The 22,064-nt window shown below is 73.9% G+C and carries 24 protein-coding genes and 1 pseudogene; 14 read left to right on the top strand and 11 right to left on the bottom strand.

Going from position 1 to position 22,064, the window contains the following annotated elements; genetic code table 11:
- Positions 1-50: 50 nt before the first annotated feature.
- Positions 51-593: an MOSC domain-containing protein gene (locus P3X83_RS36030; RefSeq protein WP_277309840.1), complete on the bottom strand. Its 543-nt coding sequence runs from the start codon at positions 591-593 to the stop codon at positions 51-53.
- Positions 594-750: 157 nt separating this feature from the next.
- On the opposite strand from P3X83_RS36030, the gene P3X83_RS36025 reads away from it, so the two are divergent.
- Positions 751-1,326, top strand: a complete 576-nt coding sequence (locus P3X83_RS36025) for a hypothetical protein (protein WP_277309839.1) — start codon at positions 751-753, stop codon at positions 1,324-1,326.
- A gap of 59 nt (positions 1,327-1,385) precedes the next feature.
- Positions 1,386-2,363 carry a tyrosine-type recombinase/integrase gene (locus tag P3X83_RS36020; protein WP_277309838.1) on the top strand — a complete coding sequence of 326 codons (978 nt, stop codon included), beginning with the start codon at positions 1,386-1,388 and terminating at the stop codon, positions 2,361-2,363.
- 194 nt (positions 2,364-2,557) lie between these two features.
- Here P3X83_RS36020 and P3X83_RS36015 read toward each other — a convergent pair whose 3' ends face one another.
- Positions 2,558-2,830 (bottom strand): hypothetical protein, encoded by a 273-nt coding sequence (locus P3X83_RS36015; protein ID WP_277309837.1) that lies wholly within the window; start codon positions 2,828-2,830, stop codon positions 2,558-2,560.
- Between the two features lie 352 nt (positions 2,831-3,182).
- Between P3X83_RS36015 and P3X83_RS36010 the strand changes: the two genes are divergently transcribed.
- From P3X83_RS36010 to P3X83_RS35995, 4 genes are all read left to right on the top strand, one after another.
- A complete protein-coding gene (locus tag P3X83_RS36010) occupies positions 3,183-3,845 on the top strand; it encodes a lysophospholipid acyltransferase family protein (protein ID WP_277309836.1) in 663 nt (220 codons plus the stop codon).
- Between the two features lie 55 nt (positions 3,846-3,900).
- On the top strand, positions 3,901-4,695 hold the full coding sequence (locus P3X83_RS36005) for a MerR family transcriptional regulator (protein WP_277309835.1): 795 nt from the start codon (positions 3,901-3,903) through the stop codon (positions 4,693-4,695).
- Between the two features lie 154 nt (positions 4,696-4,849).
- Positions 4,850-6,475 (top strand): penicillin-binding transpeptidase domain-containing protein, encoded by a 1,626-nt coding sequence (locus P3X83_RS36000; protein ID WP_277309834.1) that lies wholly within the window; start codon positions 4,850-4,852, stop codon positions 6,473-6,475.
- Between the two features lie 477 nt (positions 6,476-6,952).
- Positions 6,953-8,266, top strand: coding sequence for a tetratricopeptide repeat protein (locus P3X83_RS35995; RefSeq protein WP_277309833.1), 1,314 nt, complete (start codon positions 6,953-6,955; stop codon positions 8,264-8,266).
- Between the two features lie 269 nt (positions 8,267-8,535).
- Here P3X83_RS35995 and P3X83_RS35990 read toward each other — a convergent pair whose 3' ends face one another.
- On the bottom strand, positions 8,536-8,697 hold the full coding sequence (locus P3X83_RS35990; protein ID WP_277309832.1) for a hypothetical protein: 162 nt from the start codon (positions 8,695-8,697) through the stop codon (positions 8,536-8,538).
- 78 nt (positions 8,698-8,775) lie between these two features.
- Between P3X83_RS35990 and P3X83_RS35985 the strand changes: the two genes are divergently transcribed.
- Positions 8,776-9,378 (top strand): class I SAM-dependent methyltransferase, encoded by a 603-nt coding sequence (locus P3X83_RS35985; RefSeq protein ID WP_277309831.1) that lies wholly within the window; start codon positions 8,776-8,778, stop codon positions 9,376-9,378.
- 7 nt (positions 9,379-9,385) lie between these two features.
- Here P3X83_RS35985 and P3X83_RS35980 read toward each other — a convergent pair whose 3' ends face one another.
- Complete coding sequence (locus P3X83_RS35980) at positions 9,386-9,877, bottom strand: hemerythrin domain-containing protein (protein WP_277309830.1); 492 nt, start codon at positions 9,875-9,877, stop codon at positions 9,386-9,388.
- Between the two features lie 202 nt (positions 9,878-10,079).
- Here P3X83_RS35980 and P3X83_RS35975 point away from each other — a divergent pair, with 202 nt between their 5' ends.
- The 3 genes and pseudogenes from P3X83_RS35975 to P3X83_RS35965 all read left to right on the top strand — a co-directional run bounded on the left by P3X83_RS35975 (position 10,080) and on the right by P3X83_RS35965 (position 11,579).
- Positions 10,080-10,553 carry a carotenoid oxygenase family protein gene (locus P3X83_RS35975; RefSeq protein ID WP_277309829.1) on the top strand — a complete coding sequence of 158 codons (474 nt, stop codon included), beginning with the start codon at positions 10,080-10,082 and terminating at the stop codon, positions 10,551-10,553.
- Positions 10,436-10,684 (top strand): annotated as a pseudogene (locus tag P3X83_RS35970) (carotenoid oxygenase family protein); the annotation flags it as partial. The gene P3X83_RS35975 and the pseudogene P3X83_RS35970, both read left to right, overlap by 118 nt.
- Positions 10,685-10,943: 259 nt before the next feature.
- Positions 10,944-11,579, top strand: coding sequence for a TetR/AcrR family transcriptional regulator C-terminal domain-containing protein (locus P3X83_RS35965; RefSeq protein ID WP_277309828.1), 636 nt, complete (start codon positions 10,944-10,946; stop codon positions 11,577-11,579).
- Between the two features lie 53 nt (positions 11,580-11,632).
- Here the strand turns inward: P3X83_RS35965 and P3X83_RS35960 are convergent, their stop codons facing one another.
- Positions 11,633-12,004, bottom strand: coding sequence for a DUF3040 domain-containing protein (locus P3X83_RS35960; RefSeq protein ID WP_277309827.1), 372 nt, complete (start codon positions 12,002-12,004; stop codon positions 11,633-11,635).
- A 132-nt stretch (positions 12,005-12,136) separates the two neighbouring features.
- Here P3X83_RS35960 and P3X83_RS35955 point away from each other — a divergent pair, with 132 nt between their 5' ends.
- Positions 12,137-13,180, top strand: a complete 1,044-nt coding sequence (locus P3X83_RS35955) for an Rv2578c family radical SAM protein (protein ID WP_277309826.1) — start codon at positions 12,137-12,139, stop codon at positions 13,178-13,180.
- Between the two features lie 84 nt (positions 13,181-13,264).
- Entirely contained in the window at positions 13,265-13,399 is a 135-nt protein-coding gene (locus tag P3X83_RS35950) for a hypothetical protein (protein WP_277309825.1), read from the top strand.
- Positions 13,400-13,549: 150 nt separating this feature from the next.
- Here the strand turns inward: P3X83_RS35950 and P3X83_RS35945 are convergent, their stop codons facing one another.
- The 4 genes from P3X83_RS35945 to P3X83_RS35930 form a co-directional block, all read right to left on the bottom strand.
- On the bottom strand, positions 13,550-15,097 hold the full coding sequence (locus tag P3X83_RS35945) for an alpha/beta hydrolase (RefSeq protein WP_277309824.1): 1,548 nt from the start codon (positions 15,095-15,097) through the stop codon (positions 13,550-13,552).
- A gap of 103 nt (positions 15,098-15,200) precedes the next feature.
- Positions 15,201-16,259, bottom strand: coding sequence for a GlxA family transcriptional regulator (locus P3X83_RS35940; RefSeq protein WP_277309866.1), 1,059 nt, complete (start codon positions 16,257-16,259; stop codon positions 15,201-15,203).
- 125 nt (positions 16,260-16,384) lie between these two features.
- Positions 16,385-18,625 (bottom strand): protein translocase subunit SecD, encoded by a 2,241-nt coding sequence (secD, locus tag P3X83_RS35935; RefSeq protein ID WP_277309823.1) that lies wholly within the window; start codon positions 18,623-18,625, stop codon positions 16,385-16,387.
- 44 nt (positions 18,626-18,669) lie between these two features.
- Positions 18,670-19,053, bottom strand: coding sequence for a hypothetical protein (locus P3X83_RS35930; RefSeq protein WP_277309822.1), 384 nt, complete (start codon positions 19,051-19,053; stop codon positions 18,670-18,672).
- Positions 19,054-19,236: 183 nt separating this feature from the next.
- On the opposite strand from P3X83_RS35930, the gene P3X83_RS35925 reads away from it, so the two are divergent.
- The gene (locus P3X83_RS35925) at positions 19,237-19,614 is read left to right on the top strand and encodes a hypothetical protein (protein ID WP_277309821.1); all 378 of its coding nucleotides are present in this window, start codon (positions 19,237-19,239) and stop codon (positions 19,612-19,614) included.
- A 234-nt stretch (positions 19,615-19,848) separates the two neighbouring features.
- The gene (locus P3X83_RS35920) at positions 19,849-20,190 is read left to right on the top strand and encodes a TraR/DksA C4-type zinc finger protein (RefSeq protein ID WP_277309820.1); all 342 of its coding nucleotides are present in this window, start codon (positions 19,849-19,851) and stop codon (positions 20,188-20,190) included.
- 45 nt (positions 20,191-20,235) lie between these two features.
- On the opposite strand, the gene P3X83_RS35915 is transcribed toward P3X83_RS35920, so the two are convergent.
- Both P3X83_RS35915 and P3X83_RS35910 read right to left on the bottom strand, forming a co-directional pair.
- Positions 20,236-20,520, bottom strand: coding sequence for a hypothetical protein (locus P3X83_RS35915; protein ID WP_277309819.1), 285 nt, complete (start codon positions 20,518-20,520; stop codon positions 20,236-20,238).
- Positions 20,521-20,746: 226 nt separating this feature from the next.
- On the bottom strand, positions 20,747-21,970 hold the full coding sequence (locus P3X83_RS35910) for a beta-ketoacyl-[acyl-carrier-protein] synthase family protein (RefSeq protein ID WP_277309818.1): 1,224 nt from the start codon (positions 21,968-21,970) through the stop codon (positions 20,747-20,749).
- Between the last annotated feature and the right edge of the window lie 94 nt (positions 21,971-22,064).

Genomic DNA, 22,064 nt, shown 5'->3' with positions numbered 1-22,064 from the left:
CGGGCGGCTCACCCGAGTTCGCTCGCACGGTCTCGCTCACACGGTCTCGCTCATACACGGTCGAGCGGCACGTGCGGCCCCTGCGGCGGCTCGACCCGTACGGCGTCGCCCGGCCGCACCTCGCCGCCGGTCACCACCACGCCCATCACCCCGGCCTTGCGGATCAGGCCGCCGTGCTCGTCGCGGCCCAGCACCGCCTTCATCAGGCCCGGCAGGAACCCGTCGAGCTGCACGCAGGGGTTGCGCAGGCCCGTCACCCGCACCACGGCGTCCCCGCCCACGTGCAGCAGCGTCCCGGCCGACAGCCCCAGCAGGTCCACGCCCCGCGTCGTCAGGTTCTCGCCCATCTGACCCGCCGACACCGCGAAACCCGCGAGCGCCAGCTCGTCGTGCAGCTCGGCGTGGATCAGGTGCACCTGGCGCAGGTTGGGCGCCGACGGATCGCGCGCCACCCGCGAGCGATGCCGCACGGTCTTCCCCAGATGCGCGTCGCCCTCCACGCCCAGCCCCGCCAGCAGCCGCACGCCGTCGCAAACCGTCTTGGAGAACGTGTGCCCCGCGCTGCGCGAGACCGCCGTCACCACCCCGTTCATGACTGTCCCCTTTCGCCCCGATCCGCTCCCGCGAAGCCTACCGATCGGTCCGCCCCCGCCCCCAGGCGCACGCGGCGTAGAGTGAACGCCTGACCGGGCCGCCCCGGTCGGGCCCCTAGCTTCGTCCGCACTCAGCCCCGTGCGAGGTCCCTGACCCATGAGCGAACCCGTGGCCTTCTGGATCGACCACGAATACGACCGAGAACGCGCCACGGACGGGCGCAGCCGCTACGGCGAGCACCTGCGCCGCAACGCCGGGGAGTTCGAAGCCGCCCTCGGCGACATCTCCCCCGTCTCCTTCGCCTGCGTCGCCTGGCGCATCGCCACCTCGCCCGAGCTGTCGCCCGGATACGTCCGCTGGCACCGGCGCATCCTCAGCGCCCAGTGCGTGCGCAACCAGTGGGACGGCACGCTCAGTGCCCGCGTCGAACTGGTCTCCCCCCGCCCCGCCACCCTGGCCTGGAGCCCCGACTGGCAGGGCGACCGGCAGTGGCGCGACTGGCCGCAGACCTTCGGCCAGTTCCTCGAACCCTCAGAGCAAGACCTGGTCAAGACCTCCTACCTGCGCGGCACGCTGCTGGCCCAGACCCCCGTCCCCCTCGACGGGCTGCCGGAGGCGCCCCAGGAAGCGGCCGACGACCTGCACGAGACGGCTCGCCGTACCATCGTGGTGCTGGTCCGGCGGCTCAACGAGGCCGTCACCCCCATCGTGCGCCAGCTCGAACTCTGGTGACCGCGCGCGGAGGTCCGCCCTCCCGCGCACCGGCGGTGGCGGCGGCTAGTATCGGCCCGATGGACGCGCTCGCACTGCCCGGCGCGCCGGAGCCGCCGGGACCACCGCCCGCAGCCGACCCCTGCCGCGCCTACCTCGACTCCCTGACCGGCGCCGAGTCGCGCCGCACCATGGCGGGCTGCCTGGACCGCATCGCCCGCATCCTCACCGGCGACCCGGCCGCCTCCGCCCACGGGCAGCCCTGGCACCTGCTGCGCTATGAGCACACGGTGCGCCTGCGCGCCCTGCTGGCGGGGCAGGGCTGGTCGCCCGCCCACGTCAACAAGCACCTGGTGGCGCTGCGCCGGGTGCTGCGCGAGGCGTGGCGGCTCGGCCAGATGACCGCCGAGGACTACCAGCGCGCCGCCGACCTGCCCACCCTGCGGCACACCCGGCTGCCCGCCGGGTCGCACGTCCCGCCCGAGGCGGTCGCGGCGGTGCTCGCCGCCTGCGAGGACGCCCCGGGCCCGGCCGGGCTGCGCGACGGCGCCGTGGTCGCGGTGCTGTACTCCACCGGCTGCCGGCGCGCCGAGATCGCCGGGCTGACCCTGGCCGACTACGATCCCGGCGCCCGGTCGCTGCGCGTGCGCGGCAAGCGCGACCGCGAGCGCCTGGCCTACCTGACGGGGGCCGCCGTGGCCCGGCTGGAGCGGTGGCTGGCCGTGCGCGGCATGACGGCGGGCGCGCTGTTCTGCCCGATCGGGCGCACCGGGCGGCTGCGGCACCGCGACGGCGCGCCGGCCAGGATGACCGGCCAGGCGGTGGCCGACATCCTCACCCGCCGCCTGGCGGAGGCGGGTGCCGCAAGGCGGACCCCGCACGACTTCCGCCGCACCTTCATCGGCGAGCTGCTGGACGCCGGGGTCGACCTGGCCACCGCCCAGGCCCTGGTGGGCCACGCCTCCCCCGCGACCACGGCCCGCTATGACCGGCGCCCGGAGCACCGTCGCAGAGAGGCTGTTGATCGTTTGGTTTTGCCGGAGGCCAGGCCACTATAAGCCGGACGCCTTTACAAAGTAAAATATGTCCGGATTTGTCGATTCAGCGGATGGACGCACGTCATACCCACATGAGATACGTACTCCTGCTCTACGGCGACAGCGACACCGCGGTCACCATCCGCAAGCACGACGGCGAGGCGGCGCGTACCGACGGCCCGTTCGCCGAGACCACCGAGCGCCTGGGGCGGGTACTACGAGATCGAGGCGCGCGACCTCGACGAGGCCATCGAACTGGCCAAGGCGTGCCCGGAGAACGCCGTGGAGATCCGTCCCGTGCCCCAGTCGCCATGACGGCCGGCACCGACTGGAAGGCCGTCGCCTTCCTGTAGGGCGAGCTGCGCCGCCTGGGCCGCCACCCCGACGCCCGCCGCGAGTACGACCTCGCCCTGGAACTCGTCGGCACCCGCCCCGAACGCGTCTTCCTGGAAGAACAGCGCCGCTCCCTGCCCTGACGGTCGTGTCACTGGAACGTCACCCGGAAATCCCCGGCGCGCCGGGGTCCCCGATGGAATAACCATCCGCGCGCGTCCGTTAGAGTCGAGTGGCCGATGTGGTCTGTGTCCCCCGGGCCGCAAATTACCGCCTTCACGGAATACCGTTCGGCTGGAGCCGTGTTGTGCCTCTCGCCGAGGAGGCGACCGCCACATCGGCCTTAACGTCCCGTCCGGGCCCCGGCGAGCACCGCTCGCGGGGCCCGTCGGCGTTACGGGAGGGGCCCGAAACGAGCACCGAAACGGGCGGCGGGCCGCCTGGCGGGCGGCGAGGTCCGCCAGGCGCGTAGGGTTAACCGCGTCCACCGCCGCGCGAGGAGAACACGTGCTCTACGAGGTCACCAAGATCGTCAGCGCCCCGTTCCTGCACCTGCTCTGGCGTCCCGAGCTCACGGGGACCGAGCACGTCCCCGCGACGGGGCCGGCCATCCTGGCCTCCAACCACCTGTCCGTGCTGGACTCCACGTTCCTGCCGCTGATGCTCCCCCGCAAGGTCACCTTCCTCGCCAAGTCCGAGTACTTCACCGGAAACCCGATCACCGCCGCGTACATGCGCGCCACCGGGCAGATCAGCGTGGACCGCGACAGCGCGGCGGGCGCGCAGGGCGTCCTCGACGCCGCCGTGCGCGTCCTTGAGGCGGGCGACCTGTTCGGCATCTACCCCGAGGGCACCCGCTCCCCCGACGGCCGCCTGTACCGGGGCAAGATCGGCGTGGCCTGGCTGACCCTCAAGACCGGCATCCCGGTCATCCCGGTCGCCATGTTCGGCACCGAGAAGGTCCTGCCGCCGGGCACCACCGTCCCCCGGTTCAGCAAGATCGGCATCAGCCTGGGCGCGCCGATGACCTTCTCCGGCGACGCGGGGCACGCCCGCACCCGCCGCGAGGTGACCGACGAGATCATGTCGGCCATCCAGAAGCTGTCCGGGCAGGAGTACGTCCCCTCCTACGCCGTCCGCCGGGGGACCGGCACGGCCACGGCCGCCTGAGCCGTCGCCCGGCCGCGATTGACATTGACGCGGCGTCAAGGTCTTAACCTGGGGTATGCGGATCGGAGAACTGGCCGCGCTGCTCGGGGTGTCCACCCGCACGGTGCGCCACTACCACCACCAGGGCGTCCTGCCCGAGCCGCCCCGCCGCGCCAACGGCTACCGCGAGTACGGCATGCGCGACGCCGTGGCCCTGGCCAGGGTGCGCCGCCTGGTCGAGCTGGGCCTCAGCCTGGACGAGGCCCGCGACGTCATCGCCGACGACCGGGGCAGGGAACTTCCGGAGATCCTCGCCGAGATCGACGCCGACCTGGCCAGGCAGGAGGAGGAGATCCGCGCCAGGCGCGCCCGGCTGGCCTCCCTGCTGCGCCGGGCGAACGGCGAGGGCCTGTCCGCCGACGACGCCGCCTCCCCCGAGCTGCTGGCCGTGCTGCACGGGCTGGGCCCCGCCACCTCGCGAATGTCGGCCTGGGACCGCGACCTGCTGGTGGTCGTCGACGCCATCGGCGCGCACGCCCCGCCCGACGCCCACGCGCGGGCCATGCTCGCCGGGCTGGCCGCCGACCCCGGCGCCCGCGCCGCGGGCGAGGACTTCTACCGGCGTATGGACGACCTGGCCGACGCCGGGCCAGGCGACCCTCGCATCGGGCCGCTGGCCGCCGAGCTGGCCGCCTTCGCCGCCCGGCACATCCCGGCCGCCCCCGGCCCCGCCACATGGGACGCCGGCGCGATCGAGCCGTTCCTGGACGAGCTGTCCCCCGCCCAGGCGCAGGTCGTGCGCCAGGTCGTCGCCCTCATCTCCGCAGGTCTGCGGCCCGCCCCGGACGGTACCGCGCCGAACCCCGGGTGAGGCGGCCCGGCGCCGTCTACACTTCGATCATCCGCGCCAGGCCCGCGCCCGGGCCGCTCGCCAGGTCACCTGGTCACACCCCGCTTCGCCAGGCGTCCCGGTCCTGCCCGCCCGGCCGGGCGGCCTGGCCCGCTGATCACGTGGGGAGTGCGCCGTGCCGCGTCGCCGTACGATCGCGATCGTCTCCGTCACCGCCGTCCTGCTGGCGGGGGCGGCCGCCGGGGGCGGCTACTACCTGCTGCGGACGCGGGGCACCCCCGCCGAGACCGCGCAGCGGTTCACCCAGGCCTGGCAGCGGGGCGACCTGACCGCGATGCGCGCCGAGCTCACCGGCCCGGTGCCCGGCTTCAGCCAGGCCTACGACCGCCTGGACGACGCCCTGGGGCCGCGGTCCACCATGGTGAAGGTCACCGGCGTGCGCGAGGACGACCAGGGCGCGACGGCCGGCTACTCCGTGGTCCACGACTTCCGCTCGGGCGGGCGGTGGGCCTACGACGGCTCGCTGCGGCTGGTGGTCAGCGAACGCCGCTGGAAGGTGCGGTGGACGCAGGCCGCCGTCCACCCCGACCTGGCCCCCGGCCGCCGGATCGAGCTGCGCTCGCGCTGGCCCGCCCGCGCCGAGCTGACCGACGCGGGCGGCGAGCGCATCGACGACGGCGACGACGGCGGGTCGGTCGCCCAGCTCACCGGCGCGCTCGGCAAGGCCACCGCCAAGGACGTCACCGCCCTGGGCGGCGCCTACCGGGTCGGCGACATCGTCGGCAAGAGCGGCCTGCAGGCCACCTTCCAGCGGCGCCTGGCCGGCGTCCCGGCCACCGACGTCCAGTTGCTCGGCGCGGGCGGCGAGCCGATCAAGCCGCTGGGCGGCCTGCCCGGCGAGGACGGCGAGCCGCTGCGCACCACCCTCGACCTGACCGTGCAGAAGGCCGCCGCCGACGCCATCCGGAAGATCGAGAAACCCGCCGCGCTGGTCGCCGTGCGTCCCTCCACCGGCGAGATCCTCGCCGTGGCCAACAACAGCCCGTTCAATCGGGCCCTGGAGGGCTCCTACGCCCCCGGCTCCACCTTCAAGGCGGTCACCGCCATCGGGCTGCTGGCCTCCGGGATGACCCCCGGCGAGCAGGTCACCTGCCCCAAGGACGCCAACGTGGGCGGCCTGGCCATCCGCAACTCCGACCACGCCGAGTACGGCGCGCTGTCGTTCGCCGACTCCTTCGCCCACTCCTGCAACACCACGTTCGCGCCGCTGGCCGCCGAGCGGCTGGGGGCCGACAAACTGCTGGAGACCGCCGAGGCCGTCGGCTTCAACCAGCCGCTGGACATCGGCGTCCCGGCGGTCAAGTCCAGCCTGCCCAAGGCCGCCGACGCCGCCGACCTGGCCGCCGAGTCCTTCGGCCAGGGCCGGATCACCGCCAGCCCGCTGGTGATGGCCTCGGTGGCCGCCGCGATCGCCGACGGCACCTGGCGCCCGCCGACCCTGGTCGGCTCCATCCAGCAGCGCGTCCCCCCGAAGGAGTTCCCCGAGGGCGTGGCCGGGCCGCTGCGCCAGATGATGCTCGACGTGGTCACCAAGGGCACCGCCAAGGACGCCGGGCTGCCCGACGGCACGCGCGGCAAGACCGGCACCGCCGAATTCGGCACGGCCGACCCGCCCGAGACGCACGCCTGGTTCATCGGCTTTCGCGGAGACATCGCCATGTCGGTGATCGTCGAAGGCGGCGGCGGAGGCGGCAAGGTGGCCGCCCCGGTCGCCGCCGACTTCCTGCGCGCCATGGAATGACCGCCCCGCCATGCCGCCGGCGCGGCCGGTTCACGCGTCGAGGGGCGTCACGGCCGATCTGACGTCGTCGTCCGGTCCTGCCGCCGGTATCTGCCGGGCGCGATGCCGTACTCACGTTTGAAGGCGCCGGCGAAGGCGAACTCCGAGGCGTACGTGGAAGGCGGCCCCCGGCGGGAACGACCAACACGTCCGCATCCACGGTGTGGGCGGCAGGGTGCGCGCGAACCTACGACGCCCCGCTCAAGCCCTACCTGGCCCGTTCCGGGATGGCACTGTGACACGACCATGACACGGCGCGAACGAGGCGCGGACGCGGCGGGTCCACAGTGGACGGGGTCGACCGGCGGGCGAGTTTCGGAGCGTGCCGCGAACCGAGCCGGCCGCCCGCATCAGGACGGCGCATGGTGCCGGTCGGGGCCGTTGTGACCGTCCGCCGGGACAGACGTTACGACGAAGGCGATCACGAGAGGAGAAGGCGTGGCTGATGACGGGAAATGGGGCCGGCGTTCGCTGTTACGGGGCGCAGCCGTCCTGGGCGGGGCCGCCGCGACCGCACCGCTGCTGGGCGGGGTGGCCCCGGCGCTGGCCGGGGGCGACGACGCGGACGCGTTGTTCAAGGCCGGGAAGTTCGAGAAGGCCGCCCGCGCGTACGAGGAGATCCTGAGAAGGGATCCCAAGAATCTGCGCGCGGCTCGCCAGCGTGGCCATGTCGGGCTGCTGTCCAACCGGTTCCCCGATGCCGAGAAGTACCTCAAGATGGCCGTCGACCTGGCCCCCGATGACAAGGAGGCGAACGAGCTCCTGGGCGACTGCTACATCCGGCAGGACAAGTTCGCCCTCTCCGTTCCATGCTGGCGAGCGGCGGGCGCGGAGGACTACGCCAAATGGTTCGCGGCGATCAGCGGCGAGCCGTACCGGATGGTCGGCGACATCGGCCGGGCGCGATTCCAGCAGATGGACCCGAGGCCGCTGGTGGAGGCCTCGGTCAACGGCGGACCGGCGAAGAGCTTCTCCTTCTACACCGGCACCTCGAATCTGAGCCTGACCGCGTCGGTGGCGAAGGAGGCGGGGCTGAACCCCGTCGTCAGCCAGAAGTCGGAGTTCGAGGGCATCTCCATCTGGGTGCACTACGGGGTGCTGGACTCCTTCAAGCTGGGCGGCATCGAACTGCGCAACGTCCCGGTGGGCTGGTCGTCCACGGAGTCGGGCGAAGACGTCGACGCCGACAGCGACGGCCTGATCGGCACGTGGGTCTTCTACCACCTGCTGACCACCTTCGACTACGCGGGCCGCCACCTGATCCTGCGCCGCAGAACCCCCGAGGCGGTCGCCGAGGTACGCGCCGCCGCCGTACGGGCGGGTTCCAAGCCGCTGCCGATCTGGCTGTCCCGTGACCACGATGTCAGCAGCGTCGGCAGCATCGCCGGCTCAGGCCCACGGGTGATGGGCGTGAACTTCGGCGGGGTCGGCGAGATCGCCGTGGGCATGCCCGGGGAGGTGGCCAAGCGCTTGCGGGTCCGCACCGACTACGACCGCCCGATCGAGACGTTCGCCCACAGCCACCCGACCATCACCTACCCCTGCTACCCGAGGGAGATCCGCCTCGGCGACGCCGTCGCCAGGGACGTCTACTGCGAGGCGGACCCGAACATGCCGCTCAACGTGCCGTGGCCCTACGGGTCGGGGATCGACGGGACGGGCCACTTCGCCCACTGCTTCTTCAAGCCCTACAACATCACCCTCGACTTCACCGACATGAACCTCTACATCGTCCGGGGCAAGGCCGACTGACCACCCCGGAAGCCTCCAACGGGCGACGGGTAACGGGACGAATCACTCACCCGTACCCGTCGCCCGGCGACCGCGGCGCGCGACCCCCAGATCCCGGACGACCGCGAAGATCGGGACCCGCCCCGGAGCGGACATCAGCGGCGTCGGCGGCGGTGCACGAGTCACCTGCGCAGCGGGCGCTGGAGCGGGGAGGGTTCGCGGCCGAGCCGGGCACCGTCATCTGCGTCCCGAAGGCCCCTGAGACGATGACGCCACCGTCCATACGTCGTTCAGCGCCAGGCCTGGTAGCCGTTGTCGTTGCAGGTGTTGAGGCGAATTCCCTGGGAGACGCTGCCGTCCAGGCAGCGCCCGCTCTGCACGTGCCGGAGCTGGAAGGGCGCGGCGGCGCGGGAGCCCGTCGCCTCATTGATGCTCGCGTCCGCCGGGGCCATGCGATTCCGCCCCTGGGCGTGCCTCGTACAGCCGGCGAACGGCGGACCGGGCGCGGCGCCGTCCGGCAAGATGATCACATGACGGCGAAGGACGGCAAGCGGTGGAACCACAACATCCACTACCACCCCCGCATCCTGGCGGCGGTTCCCGAGGGGGCGCGGGACGCCCTTGACGTCGGGTGCGGGGAGGGGACGCTCGCGCGGGAGTTGCGGCGGAGGGTGGCGCGTGTGACCGGGATCGATCGTGACGCGGTCAGTATCGGGCACGCCCGCGCGCATCCCGGTGACATCGAATACGTCCTCGACGACTTCCTCACCCATCCGTTCGAGCCCGCGTCGTTCGACGTCGTCGCGTCGGTGGCGACGCTGCACCACATGGACGCCGTCGCCGGGCTCGAACGGATGCGCGGCCTGCTGCGCCCCGGCGGGATGCTGGCCGTGGTCGGGCTGGCCCGCGGGTCGATGCCGAAGGATCTGCCGCGCGAGGTGGTCACCATGGCGGTGTCCACCTACCTGCGGGCCACCAGGGGGCACTGGCAGCATCCCTCACCCACGGTGTGGCCGCCGCCGCTGACCTACTCGCAGGTGCGGGAGGTGGCCGCCGAGGTGCTGCCCGGCTCGGAGTTCCGCCGCCACCTGCTGTGGCGGTACAGCGTTCTGTGGCGCAAGCCGCGGGGGTGAGGCCCGATCAGGGGTCGGTGGTGCGGAGGAAGTCGGGGCGGGAGCGGTCCCAGTCCGGTACGCGCAGGGCGTTGAGGGCGGCGGCGATCCGTTTCTCCTCGTAGACGAAGTGGGTCTCCATCAGCGCGGCTAGGCCGTCGAGTTCGCGGCGTACCGCGACGGGGTCGCTCTGGCCGTCCAGGCCCGCCACCAGCGCCTCCAGCCGCCGCATGGAGTCCTCCACCAGCGCGTGGTCGCGGCGCAGTTCGGCCAGGACCGGGCGCAGTTCGGGGAAACGTTCGGCGATCCGCGGGAAGGCGTGGTCGTCCTCGCCGGTGTGGTGCCGGGTCAGCGCCGTGCAGAAGGTCACGCAGTGGGCGCGAAGCTCGCGCAGGCGTGCCCCGCCGGCGAGGTAGGCGTCCGCGTCCTCGCGGAGCGCGGCGAGCTCCTCGCGGAGCCAGATGTGCACTTCGATCAGCTGGTTGCCGAACGCCGTCAGGCGTTCGCGGGATGTCGTCAAGGTCGTCCGTCGGTCCGGCGCCTCCATGCCCTCGGCGATCTCCTTGCCGGGTGCACCGCGACGCTGGTCGGGTTTCTACCAAACCGGCTCCGGGCGTGTCAATCGCGGGGGTCTCGCCCGGAGGCGCGCTGCACTAGTACAGATGACGGTATTCGAGCTGGCGCCGCGCGGGAGATTCCGCCGTTCTCCGTACGGTGTCAACATGAAGTACCTGGAGGGCGCGTTCGCGCCCGTCACCGAAGAGGTCACCGCCCACGACCTGCCCGTCACCGGGCGGATCCCGGACGCGCTCAACGGCCGCTACCTGCGCAACGGTCCCAACACGATGGGGGTGGAGGATCCGGTCGTGCACGTCTGGGGCATGGGGCAGGGCATGGTCCACGGCGTGCGCCTGCGCGACGGCCACGCCGAGTGGTACCGCAACCGCTTCGTGCGCGTCCCGGGCTTCGCCCCCATGGTGCACGTGATCCGGCACGCGCGGCGCACGATCGCCATGGCCGAGGGCGGCCTGCCGCCCGCCGAGCTGGACGAGGAGCTGAACACGTGGGCGTGTGCCCGCTGGGCGCGACCCCCGAGGGTTTCACGGCGGGGGCGCACGCCAAGCACGACCCGCGCACCGGCGAGCTGCACTCGCTGGCGTACATGCCCGGCCGGAGCTTCGTCCAGCACATCGTGACCGCTCCCGACGGGACCGTGGCGCGGGCGACCGCCGTCCCGATGACGCGGACGCCGTTCATGCACGACTTCGCCCTCACCGAGCGGCACGTGGTGCTGTGGGACACCCCGCTGGGCTTCGACGGCATGGCCTGCCGGTGGCTGCCCGGGCATCCGCCCCGCATCGGGGTCCTGCCGCGCGACGGCGGCGGCGAGGCCCTCTGCGACGCGGTCCCCACCACCCGGGCGATCGTGCGCGAATGGGGCGTGGCGATGGCGACGGCGACCAAGGCGCTGTCGGCGCTGCGGCAGGCCGGGGTGATCGAGACGACGCCGCGTTCCGGCGCGGTGGTGGCGGCCCGCCCGGCGCCCGCGTCCGCGTCGGGCGCGGGCCCGGAGCGGGAGCGGATCCGTGCGGACCGCCACCGAGATCGCCGACGAGGGCGGCCTGGCCGTGCTGTCCATGCGGGCGGTCGCCTCCCGGCTCGGCGTGGCCACCATGACCCTCTACCGGCGCCTGGACGCCAAGGCCGAGCTGTCCCATCTGATGGCCGACGCCGCGTTCGCGCGGATCGTCTACCCGGCGCCGCCGCCCGGGTGGCGCTCGCACCTGCGGGTGGCGGCGGAGCTGCAGTGGGCGCTGTACCACCGGCATCCCTGGCTGCCCCGGGTGGTCTCGGTGGTACGGCCGGCGCTGCTGCCGGGGCTGGTCGCCTACGGCCGGTGGTCGCTGAGCGCGCTGGACGGCCTGGGCCTGGACCTAAACACCCGGCTGCACGTCTACGGCACGATGGTCAACTACGTGCGGGGCACCGCGTTCGGCATCGAGGCCGAGGACGGCGCGGCGCGCGACACCGGGATGACCAGCAAGCAGTGGCTGCGCGCCCAGATGCCGGGCGGGCGGATGCTGGGCCATGCCCCCGAGCCCGGCGTGGAACTCGACCTGGAGTCGCTGTTCGCGTTCGGCCTGGAACGCCTGCTGGACGGCCTGGCCGTCATGATCGCCCCAAGGGGCGAGCGGCCCCGGCGGGCAACCGGGCCCGCCTGACCGTCAGTGGGTCAGCAGGGCAGTGTCGTCAGGGGGCCAGTGCGTCAAGGGAGTCAGCGCGCGGCGGGGATCCGCGCCTCCGGCACGGCGGGCAGCGCGGGAGCGGCGGGCAGCGCCGCCGTGGTGCGACCCGCCCTGGAGCCGAGGGCCAGCGCGGCGGCCTCGTGACGCAGCACCATGATGAGCAGGGTGGCGACCAGCGTCGCGATCAGCAGCCAGCTCACCGCGATGATGACCGTCGACCGCCGTGGCCTGCGCCCCCGGCCGCGCCCGCTCCGGGCGCCGCGCCGGCGTCCGCCGCCGCCCTCCCTGCGGCGGACGCGCTCGTTGAACGAGTCGAGACGAGCGGCCAGCCGAGGATCATCGTCGACGAGGTGCCGCTCGATCTGGGCCAGCATCCGCTCCTCGTCCTGCGACCAGGCCATGCCGCACCTCCCGCACGCAAGGTATGTGCCGACTTTCTGCCCGCCATGAAGATCATTAGCCATTTCAAGAGCGAGTAATTACCGCGTCTTCGCATTTGCGATCTTGCTCGAACTGCTGTTCTAATCATTCGCATGCGCTGGGACAATCTGCGACCGACCGGCGACGGCGGGTCCGGGGCCGCCGCCCCGCTGTTCGCCCGGGGCGCCGTCGCCCGCACCTTCGATACGCCGGGCTTCCGGGGAACGACCTTCTACGAGATCCGCGCCCGGTCGATCATCAACCGCGTCCCCGCCGCGAGCCACGTCCCCTTCGAATGGACCCTCAACCCCTACCGCGGCTGCACCCACGCCTGCGGCTACTGCTTCGCCCGCAACACCCACACCTACCTCGACCTCGACGCCGGACACGACTTCGACTCCAAGATCGTGGTGAAGGTCAACGCGGCCGAGCTGCTGCGCGCCGAGCTGGCCGCGCCCCGCTGGGGCGGCCATCCCATCGCGATGGGCACCAACGTCGACTGCTACCAGCGCGCCGAAGGGCGTTATGAGCTGATGCGCGGCATCCTGGCCGCGCTGCGCGACGCCGCCAACCCCTTCTCGGTGCTCACCAAGGGCTCGCTGATCCTGCGCGACCTCGACCTGCTGACCCAGGCCGCCGAGGTGACCGACGTCTCCACCGCCGTCTCGGTGGGGTTCGTCGGCGACGGCGACGGCGAGGCCGCGGCGCTGTGGCGCTCGATCGAGCCGGGCACGCCCGCCCCGGCCAGGCGGCTGGAGGTCTGCGCCGCGCTCACCGGCGCCGGGCTGCCGTGCGCGGTGCTGATGGCGCCGATCCTGCCGTACCTCACCGACTCCCCGGCGGCGCTGGAGCGCACCGTGCGCCTGATCGCCGAGTCGGGCGCGACCGGCGTGACCCCGATCGTGCTGCACCTGCGCACCGGCGCCCGCGAGTGGTTCCTGTCCTGGCTGGCCCGCGAGCACCCGCGCCTGATCCCCCGCTACCGGGAGATGTACGGCAGGGGCGCCTACGCCCCGAAGTCCTACCAGCGGCGCGTCACCGCCCAGGTCGCCGAGCTGGCCCGCCGGTACGGCGTGGGCCGCTCGGCCCCCGCCCGCCCGCACCGGCAGGCCCGGCGGCCCTCCCCCGCGACCGGCGAACAGCTCTCCCTTATGTAGCACTATGTAGTGAATCGCCTACAGAAGGGTAGTAATCGGCGTGATATCCCATGCCGGGATGTCACGCCGACAAGAGGGGGAATCATGGGAGACACCGCCCAGAAGAAGTCCATCAAGTCATCCGCGAAGGCGAAGAAGGCGGCGATCAAGGCCACCCGCAGCGCCAAGCAGGCCAAGAAGCAGCCCAAACGCCCCGCGGTGGACGAAGCCCCCGAGTAGCCCGGCGCCCTGCGGCGGCCACCGCCGACCTCCGGCCGCAGGGTCCACCGGTGACGTCCCGCCGTGAGCGGCCCTCGCGGGGCGTGACCGGCGTCGGCGCCGCCCCGCGAAGACCGGCGAATGACCCGGAGAAGACCGCGCTGGGCGAGCTCAGCGGTTCCAGACCCAGCCGGGAAGCCCCGGGACCGGCCCCGACGGCGGGCGGGGCGGCGCGGAACGACCCGCGAGTCCCTGGCCCGGCGGCACGGCCGGGCAGCGCGCCCCCTTGGCGGGCACCGTCAGGGAGATCAGGTAGTCCTCCACGGCCCGGTCGGCGCAGGCGCCGCGCCCGTAGACGACGTGCCCCCAGCCCTCATAGGTGAGCAGCCTGGCCTCGCGGCCGATCTGCCGGGCCGTGCTCTGCGCCCACGGATACCCGGTGGCCGGGTCGTGCAGGCCGTTGACCAGCAGCAGCGGGGGCGTCCCGGACACCCGCAGCCGATGCTGCGGGTTGGGGACGGGCACGGGCTGCCCGAGGCAGGCGGCCGTCCCCGAGATCGAGATGGGGCTGAACCGCATGTCCGGGGCGATCGCCGCCAGCCTGCGCAGATGCCGCTGGAACGCCCGCTGGTCGCGCACCGGAAGCCAGTAGTCCTGGCAGATCACCTGGGTGGCGTCGTTGAACGTCTCCTCCCCCGCCGGGCGGGTGACCAGCGGACGCGCGGTGTCCGTCCCGGCGTCCAGGGCGCGCAGGAACGCGGCCAGGGCGGCCCAGTCGGGACCGTAGGTGGCGCTGAAGGTCTGCAGCACCAGCAGGAACGGGGTGAGCCTGCCGTCCGGGGCCTGCGGCAGGCTCAGCTCGCCGCGTTCGGCCCGTGCCATCAGGTCCGCGAACAGCGCCCGCACGTCTCGCCCGTGCAGCTCGCACTCCCGCGCGGCCGCGCACCACTTGACGAACTCGTCGAAGGAGTCCTGGGTGGTCCAGGTGTCGGTGTCGAGCATCCGGGTGGTGTCCAGGTCGTGGTCCATGTTGCCGTCCATGGCCAGCGCGCGCACCCGCCCGGGGTAGCGCTCGGCGTACTGCTGGCCGATCAGCGTGCCGTAGGACGCGCCGTAGTAGGTGAGCCGGTCCTCGCCGAGCGCGGCGCGCAGCGCGTCCACGTCGCGGACCACGCTCAGCGTGTCCACGTGGTCGTACAGCGGGCCGGTGCGGGCGCGGCAGTCGCGGGAGTAGCGGGCGTTGAAGGCCAGCCGGGCCTGGAAGTCGGCCTGCGTGCGCATGATCGGGTCGGGGGTCCGCAGCGCGAGGTCGCGCGAGCACAGCACCGGGTTGCTGCGGCCGACCCCGCGGGGGTCGAAGCCGACCAGGTCGAAGCGGGCCAGCAGGCGCGGGCTGAGCCGCAGGTCGTTGCGCAGGACGGCGTCCACGCCCGATCCGCCGGGGCCGCCGGGGTTGATCACCAGGGTGCCGATCCTGGCGGCGGGGTCGGTGGCGGGCCGCCGGGCCACGGCCATCTGGAACGCCGGGCCGCGCGGGTCGTCCCAGTCGACGGGCAGTGTCAGGCGGGCGCACGCCGCGCCCGGATCCTCGGGGCAGGGCGCCCAGGCCGGGGCCGGCGTCCAGTGCGGGACCGCCGCCCCGGCGGGGGCGAGCGAGGGAAGGAGCGTGGCCGCCAGGACGGCCAGCGAGACGGTCAACGCCGCGACGATTCTTCGCACCGTGGTGTCGTCCAATCGGTAGGGGGGTGACCCCGATCATGACCGGTCCCGCCCGGCCGAACAAATCCCCCCAAACCCACCCCCGCCGCCGGTGGGCGGGCGGCTACCTGGCCAGCGAGAACGGCGCCGCGATCCCCGGGGCCACCGACGTCGCACGGACGACCGCGATCTGCGTGGGCCCCTCCGGCGCGGACGCCGACGACCGGAACCGCCGCCGGTAGTCGCCGGGCGAGATCCGCCAGTGCCGCCGGAACACCCGGTACAGCGTCTCCCCCACGCCCAGCCCGGACCGCCTGGCCACCGTGTCCAGCGGATCGTCCGTCGTCTCCAGCAGCCGCCGGGCCGCCTCCGCCCGGCACCGCTCGACGTACCTGCCGGGCGACAGCCCCGTCTGCGCGGTGAACACCCGCGAGAAGTGCCGCTGGCTCATGCCCGCCCGCCGGGCCAGCGCCGGCACGCTCAGATCCTCCGCCGGATGGGCGTCGATGAACATCTGCAGCTCGCGCAGGTCGCCCCGGCGCGGCGTGGTGGCGATCACCGGCGTGCTGAACTGGCTCTGCCCGCCGGGACGGTGCAGGTACACCACCAGCATGCGGGCGATCTCCCTGGCCAGCTCCGGGCCGTGGTCCTCGGCGACCAGCGCCAGGGCCAGGTCGATGCCGGAGCTGACGCCCGCCGAGGTCCACACCTCGCCGTCCCTGACGTAGATCGCCTCCGGATCGACCCGCACCCCCGGGTAACGCCTGGCCAGCTCCCCCGTGGCCAGCCAGTGCGTCGCGGCCCGCCGCCCCTCCAGCAGGCCCGCCTCGGCCAGGAACATCGCGCCGTTGCAGACCGAGGCCACCCGGCGCGACACCCGCGCCAGCCGTCCGATCTGAGCGATCAGCCCCGGGTCGGACAGCCGTTCGGGCACCGAGAACCCGCCGACCACGAACAGCGTGTCGATCGGGCCGCGCAGGTCCTCAAGGGCCGCGCCCGCGACCATGGTGATGCCCCCGTGCGCCACCACGTGCCCGGCGCGCGCGCCCGCGACCTCCACGACGTAACCGTGTCCCCCGGCCCACAGGTTCGCCGTCGCGAACACCTCCGCCGGCCCGGACATGTCCAGGAGCTGGAAGTCGTCGAACACCACGAACACGATGCGCCGCTGCACTCCATCCATGCTGGTCAACGACCCACCGTGGCGTCAATGACACAAGGTTTGCAATTTATGCCATCGACGCCGCCGCGGGGTCGCCGGCCGGGGGCGTCGAGCCGTCGTGGCTCACGCCCCCGGCCGGCGGGCGCTCACACCACCGCCCCGCTGCCCTCCCGCCGCCGGCGCTCGCGCGGCGCGGCCGGCTCGGGCGGCGGCTTGCCGCCGAGCCGTTCCAGCTCCACCGCCACCGGCCCGGCCACGAACGCCGAGGACGCCGTGCCCGCCACGATCCCGATGATCAGCGCGATGGCGAAGTCGCGCAAGGTGTCGCCGCCGAACACGGCCAGCGCCGCGAGGATGAGCAACGCCCCCAGCCCGGTGTTCACCGTGCGCGGGAGGGTCTGCACGATCGCCGTGTCCACCACGCGCGGGAACGGCGTCCGCCGCCGCTCGCGCCACAGCTCCCGCACCCGGTCGAACACCACCACCTTGTCGTTGATCGAATAGCCGATGATGGTGAGCATCGCGGCCACGAACACCCCGTCCACCGGCTTGCCCAGCCAGGCGAACACGCCCGCGACCGCGGCCACGTCCACGACCAGCGCCGAGACGGCGGCGGCGCCGAACGTCCAGCGGAACCTGACCGCCAGATAGACCATCTGCGCGGCCAGCGCCACGCCCAGCGCGATGAGCGCGTTACGCCGCAGCTCCGCGCCCATGCTGGGCCCGATCAGCTCGTCGCGCTGCTTGCTCACCTGCCCGACGTGCTCGCCCAGCGCCCGCTCGATGCCCGCCACCTCCTCGGCGCCGATCTGCCCCGCGCGCACCGAGACCGTCTGCCCGCCGGCGTGCACCTGCGCCGAGGCGTGCCCGGCCTCGGCGACGGCCCGCCGCGCGGCCTCGGCGTCCACCGGCCGGGTGGCGGCGAACTCCACCAGCCGCCCGCCGGTGAACTCCACGCCGACGTTCAGGCCGTGCAGGACCAGCCCCGCCACCACGACGGCCACCACGACGGCGGCCGCGGCCAGCCAGCGCCTGCCGTACGCCATCGGACGCAGGTCGCGCCCGGCCAGCCAGGTCCGCACCCGGCCCTGCGAGGCCAGCCCGGTGGCCTTCGGCCCCACCAGCCCGAGCAGCACGTGGCTCAGCACCCGGGTGATGAGCATCGCCGACACCAGCGAGGCCAGCACGCCGATCGCCAGGGTCACCCCGAACCCGCGCACCGGCCCCGAGGCCAGCCAGAACAGCAGCGCGGCGGCCAGCAGCGTGGTGATCGCCGAGTCGGCGATGGCGCCCCACGCGTACCGGAACCCCCGCACCAGCGCCGGGCCGACGCCGCGCCGCGCCGCCCGGCCGTACTCCTCGCGGGCCCGTTCGAACACCAGCACGTTGGCGTCGACCGCCATGCCGATGGCCAGCACGAAACCCGCCAGGCCCGGCAGGGTGAGCGTCGCCCCCAGCGCCAGCAGCGCGGCGTAGGAGATCAGCCCGTACGCGGCCAGCGCCACCGTCGCCAGCAGCCCCGACAGCCGGTAGACGGCGATGATGAACGTGCCCGTCAGCGCCACCCCGGCGATCGCCGCCATGGCGCTGGCCTCGATCGCCTGAGCCCCGAGGGTCGGGCCGACGGTGCGCTGCTCGACCATCGTCAGCGGCACCGGCAGCGCGCCGCCCTTGATCAGCACCGCCAGGTCGTTGGCCTCCTGCACGCCGAACGACCCGCTGATCTGCGTGGACCCGCCGGGCATCCCGGCCCGGCAGGCCACGCTCGGATCCACCTGCGGCGAGGAGATCACCTTCTCGTCGAGCACGATCGCCACCCGCCGCCGCGGATCACCCGGCTCGTGACAGGCCGCCTGGCCGGTCAGCCGCTGCCACGCCTCGGCGTCGCGGAAGTCGACGGTGACGAACCAGGCCGGTCCCTGCTGGGGGTCGTTGCGCGCGCCGGCGTCGCCGACGCCGTCACCGCTGATCGCCACGGGCCCGACCCGCAGCCGCCCACCGGCCTCGTCGGCCAGTTCCCGCCCTTCGGCGTCGGTGTCGGCGAGCACCGGATGGAAGGCGAGCTGGGCGGTCCTGCCGATGACCCGGGCGGCCTGGGCCGGGTCGAGCACGCCGGGCAGTTCCACGATGATCCGCCGCTCGCCGGAGCGGACCAGGACGGGATCGACCACACCGAGCGCGTCCGCGCGGCGGCGCAGCACGTCCAGGGCGCGGTCGGTGGCCTCGGAATCGGCCTTGGCGACCGGTGAGTCGCGGCTTTCGAAGACGAGCTGGGTACCGCCGCGCAGGTCCAGGCCGAGGCGCGGCGACATGGTCAGGGTGAGCAATGCCGCGATGGCGACGAGGGCGCACGCCACCACCGCGCGCCACACGGGCGCACGTGACATGAGAAGCCTCCACGAGAGCTGAATGAGGAGAAAAAGGGGGGACTTCAGCTCGTCGTGAAAGGCGGCGCCCTGGCCGGGCCGGTGGCCGCCCGCCATCCGCCCGCCACCGAGGACGCGGCCCGGACCCGCGCGGGCGGCACGGCGGCACCGGGCCGCCACGCACCGGGTAGCACAGCCGCCCACCCCGTCGCGGCCGGGACCCCGCGATCCTGGTAGAGCGCGGGCGGCACCTCGGCGGGCGGCGTCAGCGCGGCGCCGTCACCGGCGGGCCCCGCGATCGGCACGCCCTGCACGGCCTGCGCGAACTGGACGCCCTGCACGATCTGTACGGCGTGCGCGGCCTGCTCATGGAACCGCGGGGACTGCGCCGGCGAGATCGCCAGCACCGACAGCAGCAGGAGCAGGACGGCGGGCAGTCTGCTGCGCACGTCTCCTCCTGACCGGTGCCGCGATTCCAGGGAAACCGGGAAACCCCGGATGGCGGGCTCAGGGCGCCCGCGGCCACCGTACCCCGGCGCGGGCGAGCCGCGCATCAGCCCGCCCACCCGCCCCGGCAAAAGGGACGAGCATACCTTTTTCCCTTTTTCATCTTCTCGGCTATGGTCGGCCCCATGAGGGGACCACTGCGGGCGGCACGCGGGTCCATCGCGCCGGTGAGCGTGGTGGGCCTGACTCTGCTGTGCCTGCTGCTGTCCGCCCTCACCCAGTCCGCCTGGAACGGCGGCGGCGCGGCGGGCCGTACCTGGCCGCCCGTCACCGCGCTGTGGGGCCTGGACGCCACCGACGCCGACCTGGCGTCGCTCCCGCCGCAACCGGCGGGCGTCCGCGAGCACCACGCGCCGCCGATGTGGCCGCTGCCGCGCGCCGCCCGGGCCGGCGCCGCCGACCGCCCGGCCCCGCCGGCGAGGGCGGTCCCCGCCGAGCCGATCCGCGATCCCCAGCAACTCGCCCATCGCGCCGCCGGATCGCGCAGCCCTCCGGCGTCCTAGCCGCCGCGCCCCGCCCACCGGGCCGGGGCCCGTGACCGTGCCCTCACACCGAAGGCCGCCGCCGACGCGCGCGGCCGTTCCGCCGTGCGGCGACGCCCGCACGGCCCCGCCGCACGCGCCCGCCTGAAGGCCCCTCCATGGGCCCGCGCGTACGCGGGCGGCCACCTTCACCTGCGGCGATACGCCATACCCGCGTGCCCGGCCGCCACCGAACGAGAAAAGGGATCACAGACCATGACCGAGACACCCACCGCCTCGCACCTCAGCACCGTGCAGCTCCAGTCGCTGCGCCAGGACCTGGAGGAGCAGCTCGAACGGCGCAGCCGCCACCTGCTCGGCCTGCGCGCCGAGGCCGAGGACAGCGGCGGCGCGGACGGCACCTGGCAGGAGCTGCTGGCCTCCCTGTCCGCGGCCGACCGCGCGATCGCCGAGCTGAACCAGGCCCTCGGCCGCATGGACGAGGGCTCCTTCGGACGGTGCGCGCACTGCCGGACCGGCATCCCGTTCGAACGCCTCAAGATCCGCCCGCTGGCCCGCTACTGCATCGGCTGCCAGCGCCGCGCCGAGGCCGCCTGACCCGCCGCCCCAACCCCGCCCCGGCGTCCCCGCCGGGGCGGAACGCTAGTACGGCAGGCCCGTCCTCAGGTGGGCGAAGGCGCGTTCGGCGGCGGAGACGGCGGCGGGGTGGACGGATTCGGCGGATTCGCCGGCCGACAGGCGGCGCCAGTTGTCACGGGCGAGCACCCGCTGGACGGCGAGTATCTGGGCCGCCGCCAGGCGGGCGCCCAGATCGCCGCCCAGTTCCGCCGCCAGGGCCTCCTCGTCGTCGGCCGTGTACCGCATCACCCGCACCGCCAGGGACGGGGTGCCGAACACCATCGCGTGGTAGGCCAGCACCTCGGGCACGTCGTTGAGCCCGGTGATCGGGTCACGGGCGTCGAGCCCGGCCAGGAAACGCCGCCGCCAGCCGCATCCTCACCACCGAGATCGAACGGCCCCGCGTCGGCCCGATGCGCGACATCGTCGCCACCATCCAGCCCGAACAGGACGAACTCGTCCGTGCCCCGCTCGACGGATCCATCTGCGTCCAAGGCGCCCCCGGCACCGGCCCTGCGCGACACCGCCGAGCAGGTCACGGCGCGGTGAACGCCAGGCAGGCGTTGTGCCCGCCGAACCCGAACGCGTTGGCCACCGCCACCCCCCACCGGCCCGCGCGGGGCCGCCCGGTCACGACGTCCAGCCCCACCTCGGCGTCCTGCTCCGTCAGGTTCCGCGTGGCCGGGACCGTCCCCTCCCGCAACGACAGCACCGCCGCGATCGCGCCCATCGCCCCGGCCGCCCCGCACATGTGCCCCGTCATCGACTTGATCGCGGTCACCACCGGCCCCGGCCCCAGCGCCTGCGAGATCGACCGGTTCTCCGTCAGGTCGCCCGCCGGGGTCGAGGTGGCGTGCGCGCTCACCACCCCCACGTCACCCGGCGCCAGCCCCGCCGCCGACAACGCCAGCCGCATCGCCCGCGCCTGCCCGTCCGCGTCGGCCGCCGTGATGTGCCAGGCGTCGCACGTCATACCGGCCCCGGCCAGGACGGCGTGCGCCCGCGCCCCGCGCGCCGCCGCGAACCCCTCCCGCTCCAGCACCAGCACCGCCGCCCCCTCGCCCATCACGAACCCGTCCCGCCCGGCGTCGAAGGGCCGCGAGGCCCGCAGCGGATCGCCGTTGTTCGTGGAAAGCGCCCTGGCCTGCGCGAAACCGGCCAGCGTCAGCGGATGCACGCACGCCTCCGCGCCCCCGGCGATCACCACGTCGGCCCGCCCTAGCCGGATCAGGTCCAGCCCCATCGCGACCGCCTCCGCCCCCGAGGCGCACGCGCTGACCGGCGTGTGCACGCCGCCGCGCGCCCCCAACTCGATGCCCACCACCGCCGCCGGCCCGTTCGGCATCAGCATCGGCACCGTGTACGGCGAGACCCGCCGCGCCCCCGCCTCCCGCCGCAGCCGGTCCTGGTCCAGCGTGGTCAGCACCCCGCCGACCCCCGTGCCGATCACCACCGCCAGCCGCTCCGGCTCCACCTGCGGGCTCCCCGCGCCCTGCCACGCCTCGCGGGCCGCGACCAGCGCGGCCTGCTGGCAGCGGTCCAGCCTGCGCGCCGTCACCCGGCCCAGCACCCCGGCCGGATCCACCGCCATCCGCGCCGCGATCCGCGACGGCAGCCCCTCGGCCCAGTCCTCCTCGATCAGAGAGACCCCCGACTCGCCCCGCAGCATCGCCGCCCACGTGGACGTCACGTCACCGCCCAGCGGCGTGATCGCGCCCAGCCCGGTGACCGCGACGCCCTCATGCCCCGGCTTCTCCATCGCCGATCCCCTCATCCCACTCGTCCCGTTCGTCCCACGGCCCCGGCGATGCGGGCCGGGGCCGTTCCCCGATCACGCTGCCAGCACGCGGCGG

Source organism: Spongiactinospora sp. TRM90649 (assembly GCF_029382225.1).
Taxonomy (GTDB): Bacteria; Actinomycetota; Actinomycetes; order Streptosporangiales; family Streptosporangiaceae; genus Spongiactinospora.
The sequence above is the reverse complement of the archived record's forward strand: the minus strand, read 5'-3'. Positions and strand labels throughout refer to the sequence as shown.

Bases quoted from the DNA above. Each gene is read 5' to 3' on its own strand.
- P3X83_RS35910 (WP_277309818.1), bottom strand. From the start codon at position 21,970: ATGGAGAAGCCGGGGCATGAGGGCGTCGCGGTCACCGGGCTGGGCGCG.
- P3X83_RS35960 (WP_277309827.1), bottom strand. From the start codon at position 12,004: ATGGCCTGGTCGCAGGACGAGGAGCGGATGCTGGCCCAGATCGAGCGG.
- P3X83_RS35940 (WP_277309866.1), bottom strand. From the start codon at position 16,259: ATGGATGGAGTGCAGCGGCGCATCGTGTTCGTGGTGTTCGACGACTTC.
- P3X83_RS35920 (WP_277309820.1), top strand. From the start codon at position 19,849: ATGACCGAGACACCCACCGCCTCGCACCTCAGCACCGTGCAGCTCCAG.
- P3X83_RS36020 (WP_277309838.1), top strand. From the start codon at position 1,386: ATGGACGCGCTCGCACTGCCCGGCGCGCCGGAGCCGCCGGGACCACCG.
- secD (WP_277309823.1), bottom strand. From the start codon at position 18,625: ATGTCACGTGCGCCCGTGTGGCGCGCGGTGGTGGCGTGCGCCCTCGTC.
- P3X83_RS35975 (WP_277309829.1), top strand. From the start codon at position 10,080: ATGAAGTACCTGGAGGGCGCGTTCGCGCCCGTCACCGAAGAGGTCACC.
- P3X83_RS36025 (WP_277309839.1), top strand. From the start codon at position 751: ATGAGCGAACCCGTGGCCTTCTGGATCGACCACGAATACGACCGAGAA.
- P3X83_RS35955 (WP_277309826.1), top strand. From the start codon at position 12,137: ATGCGCTGGGACAATCTGCGACCGACCGGCGACGGCGGGTCCGGGGCC.
- P3X83_RS35925 (WP_277309821.1), top strand. From the start codon at position 19,237: ATGAGGGGACCACTGCGGGCGGCACGCGGGTCCATCGCGCCGGTGAGC.
- P3X83_RS36030 (WP_277309840.1), bottom strand. From the start codon at position 593: ATGAACGGGGTGGTGACGGCGGTCTCGCGCAGCGCGGGGCACACGTTC.
- P3X83_RS35990 (WP_277309832.1), bottom strand. From the start codon at position 8,697: ATGGCCCCGGCGGACGCGAGCATCAATGAGGCGACGGGCTCCCGCGCC.
- P3X83_RS36005 (WP_277309835.1), top strand. From the start codon at position 3,901: ATGCGGATCGGAGAACTGGCCGCGCTGCTCGGGGTGTCCACCCGCACG.
- P3X83_RS35985 (WP_277309831.1), top strand. From the start codon at position 8,776: ATGACGGCGAAGGACGGCAAGCGGTGGAACCACAACATCCACTACCAC.
- P3X83_RS35950 (WP_277309825.1), top strand. From the start codon at position 13,265: ATGGGAGACACCGCCCAGAAGAAGTCCATCAAGTCATCCGCGAAGGCG.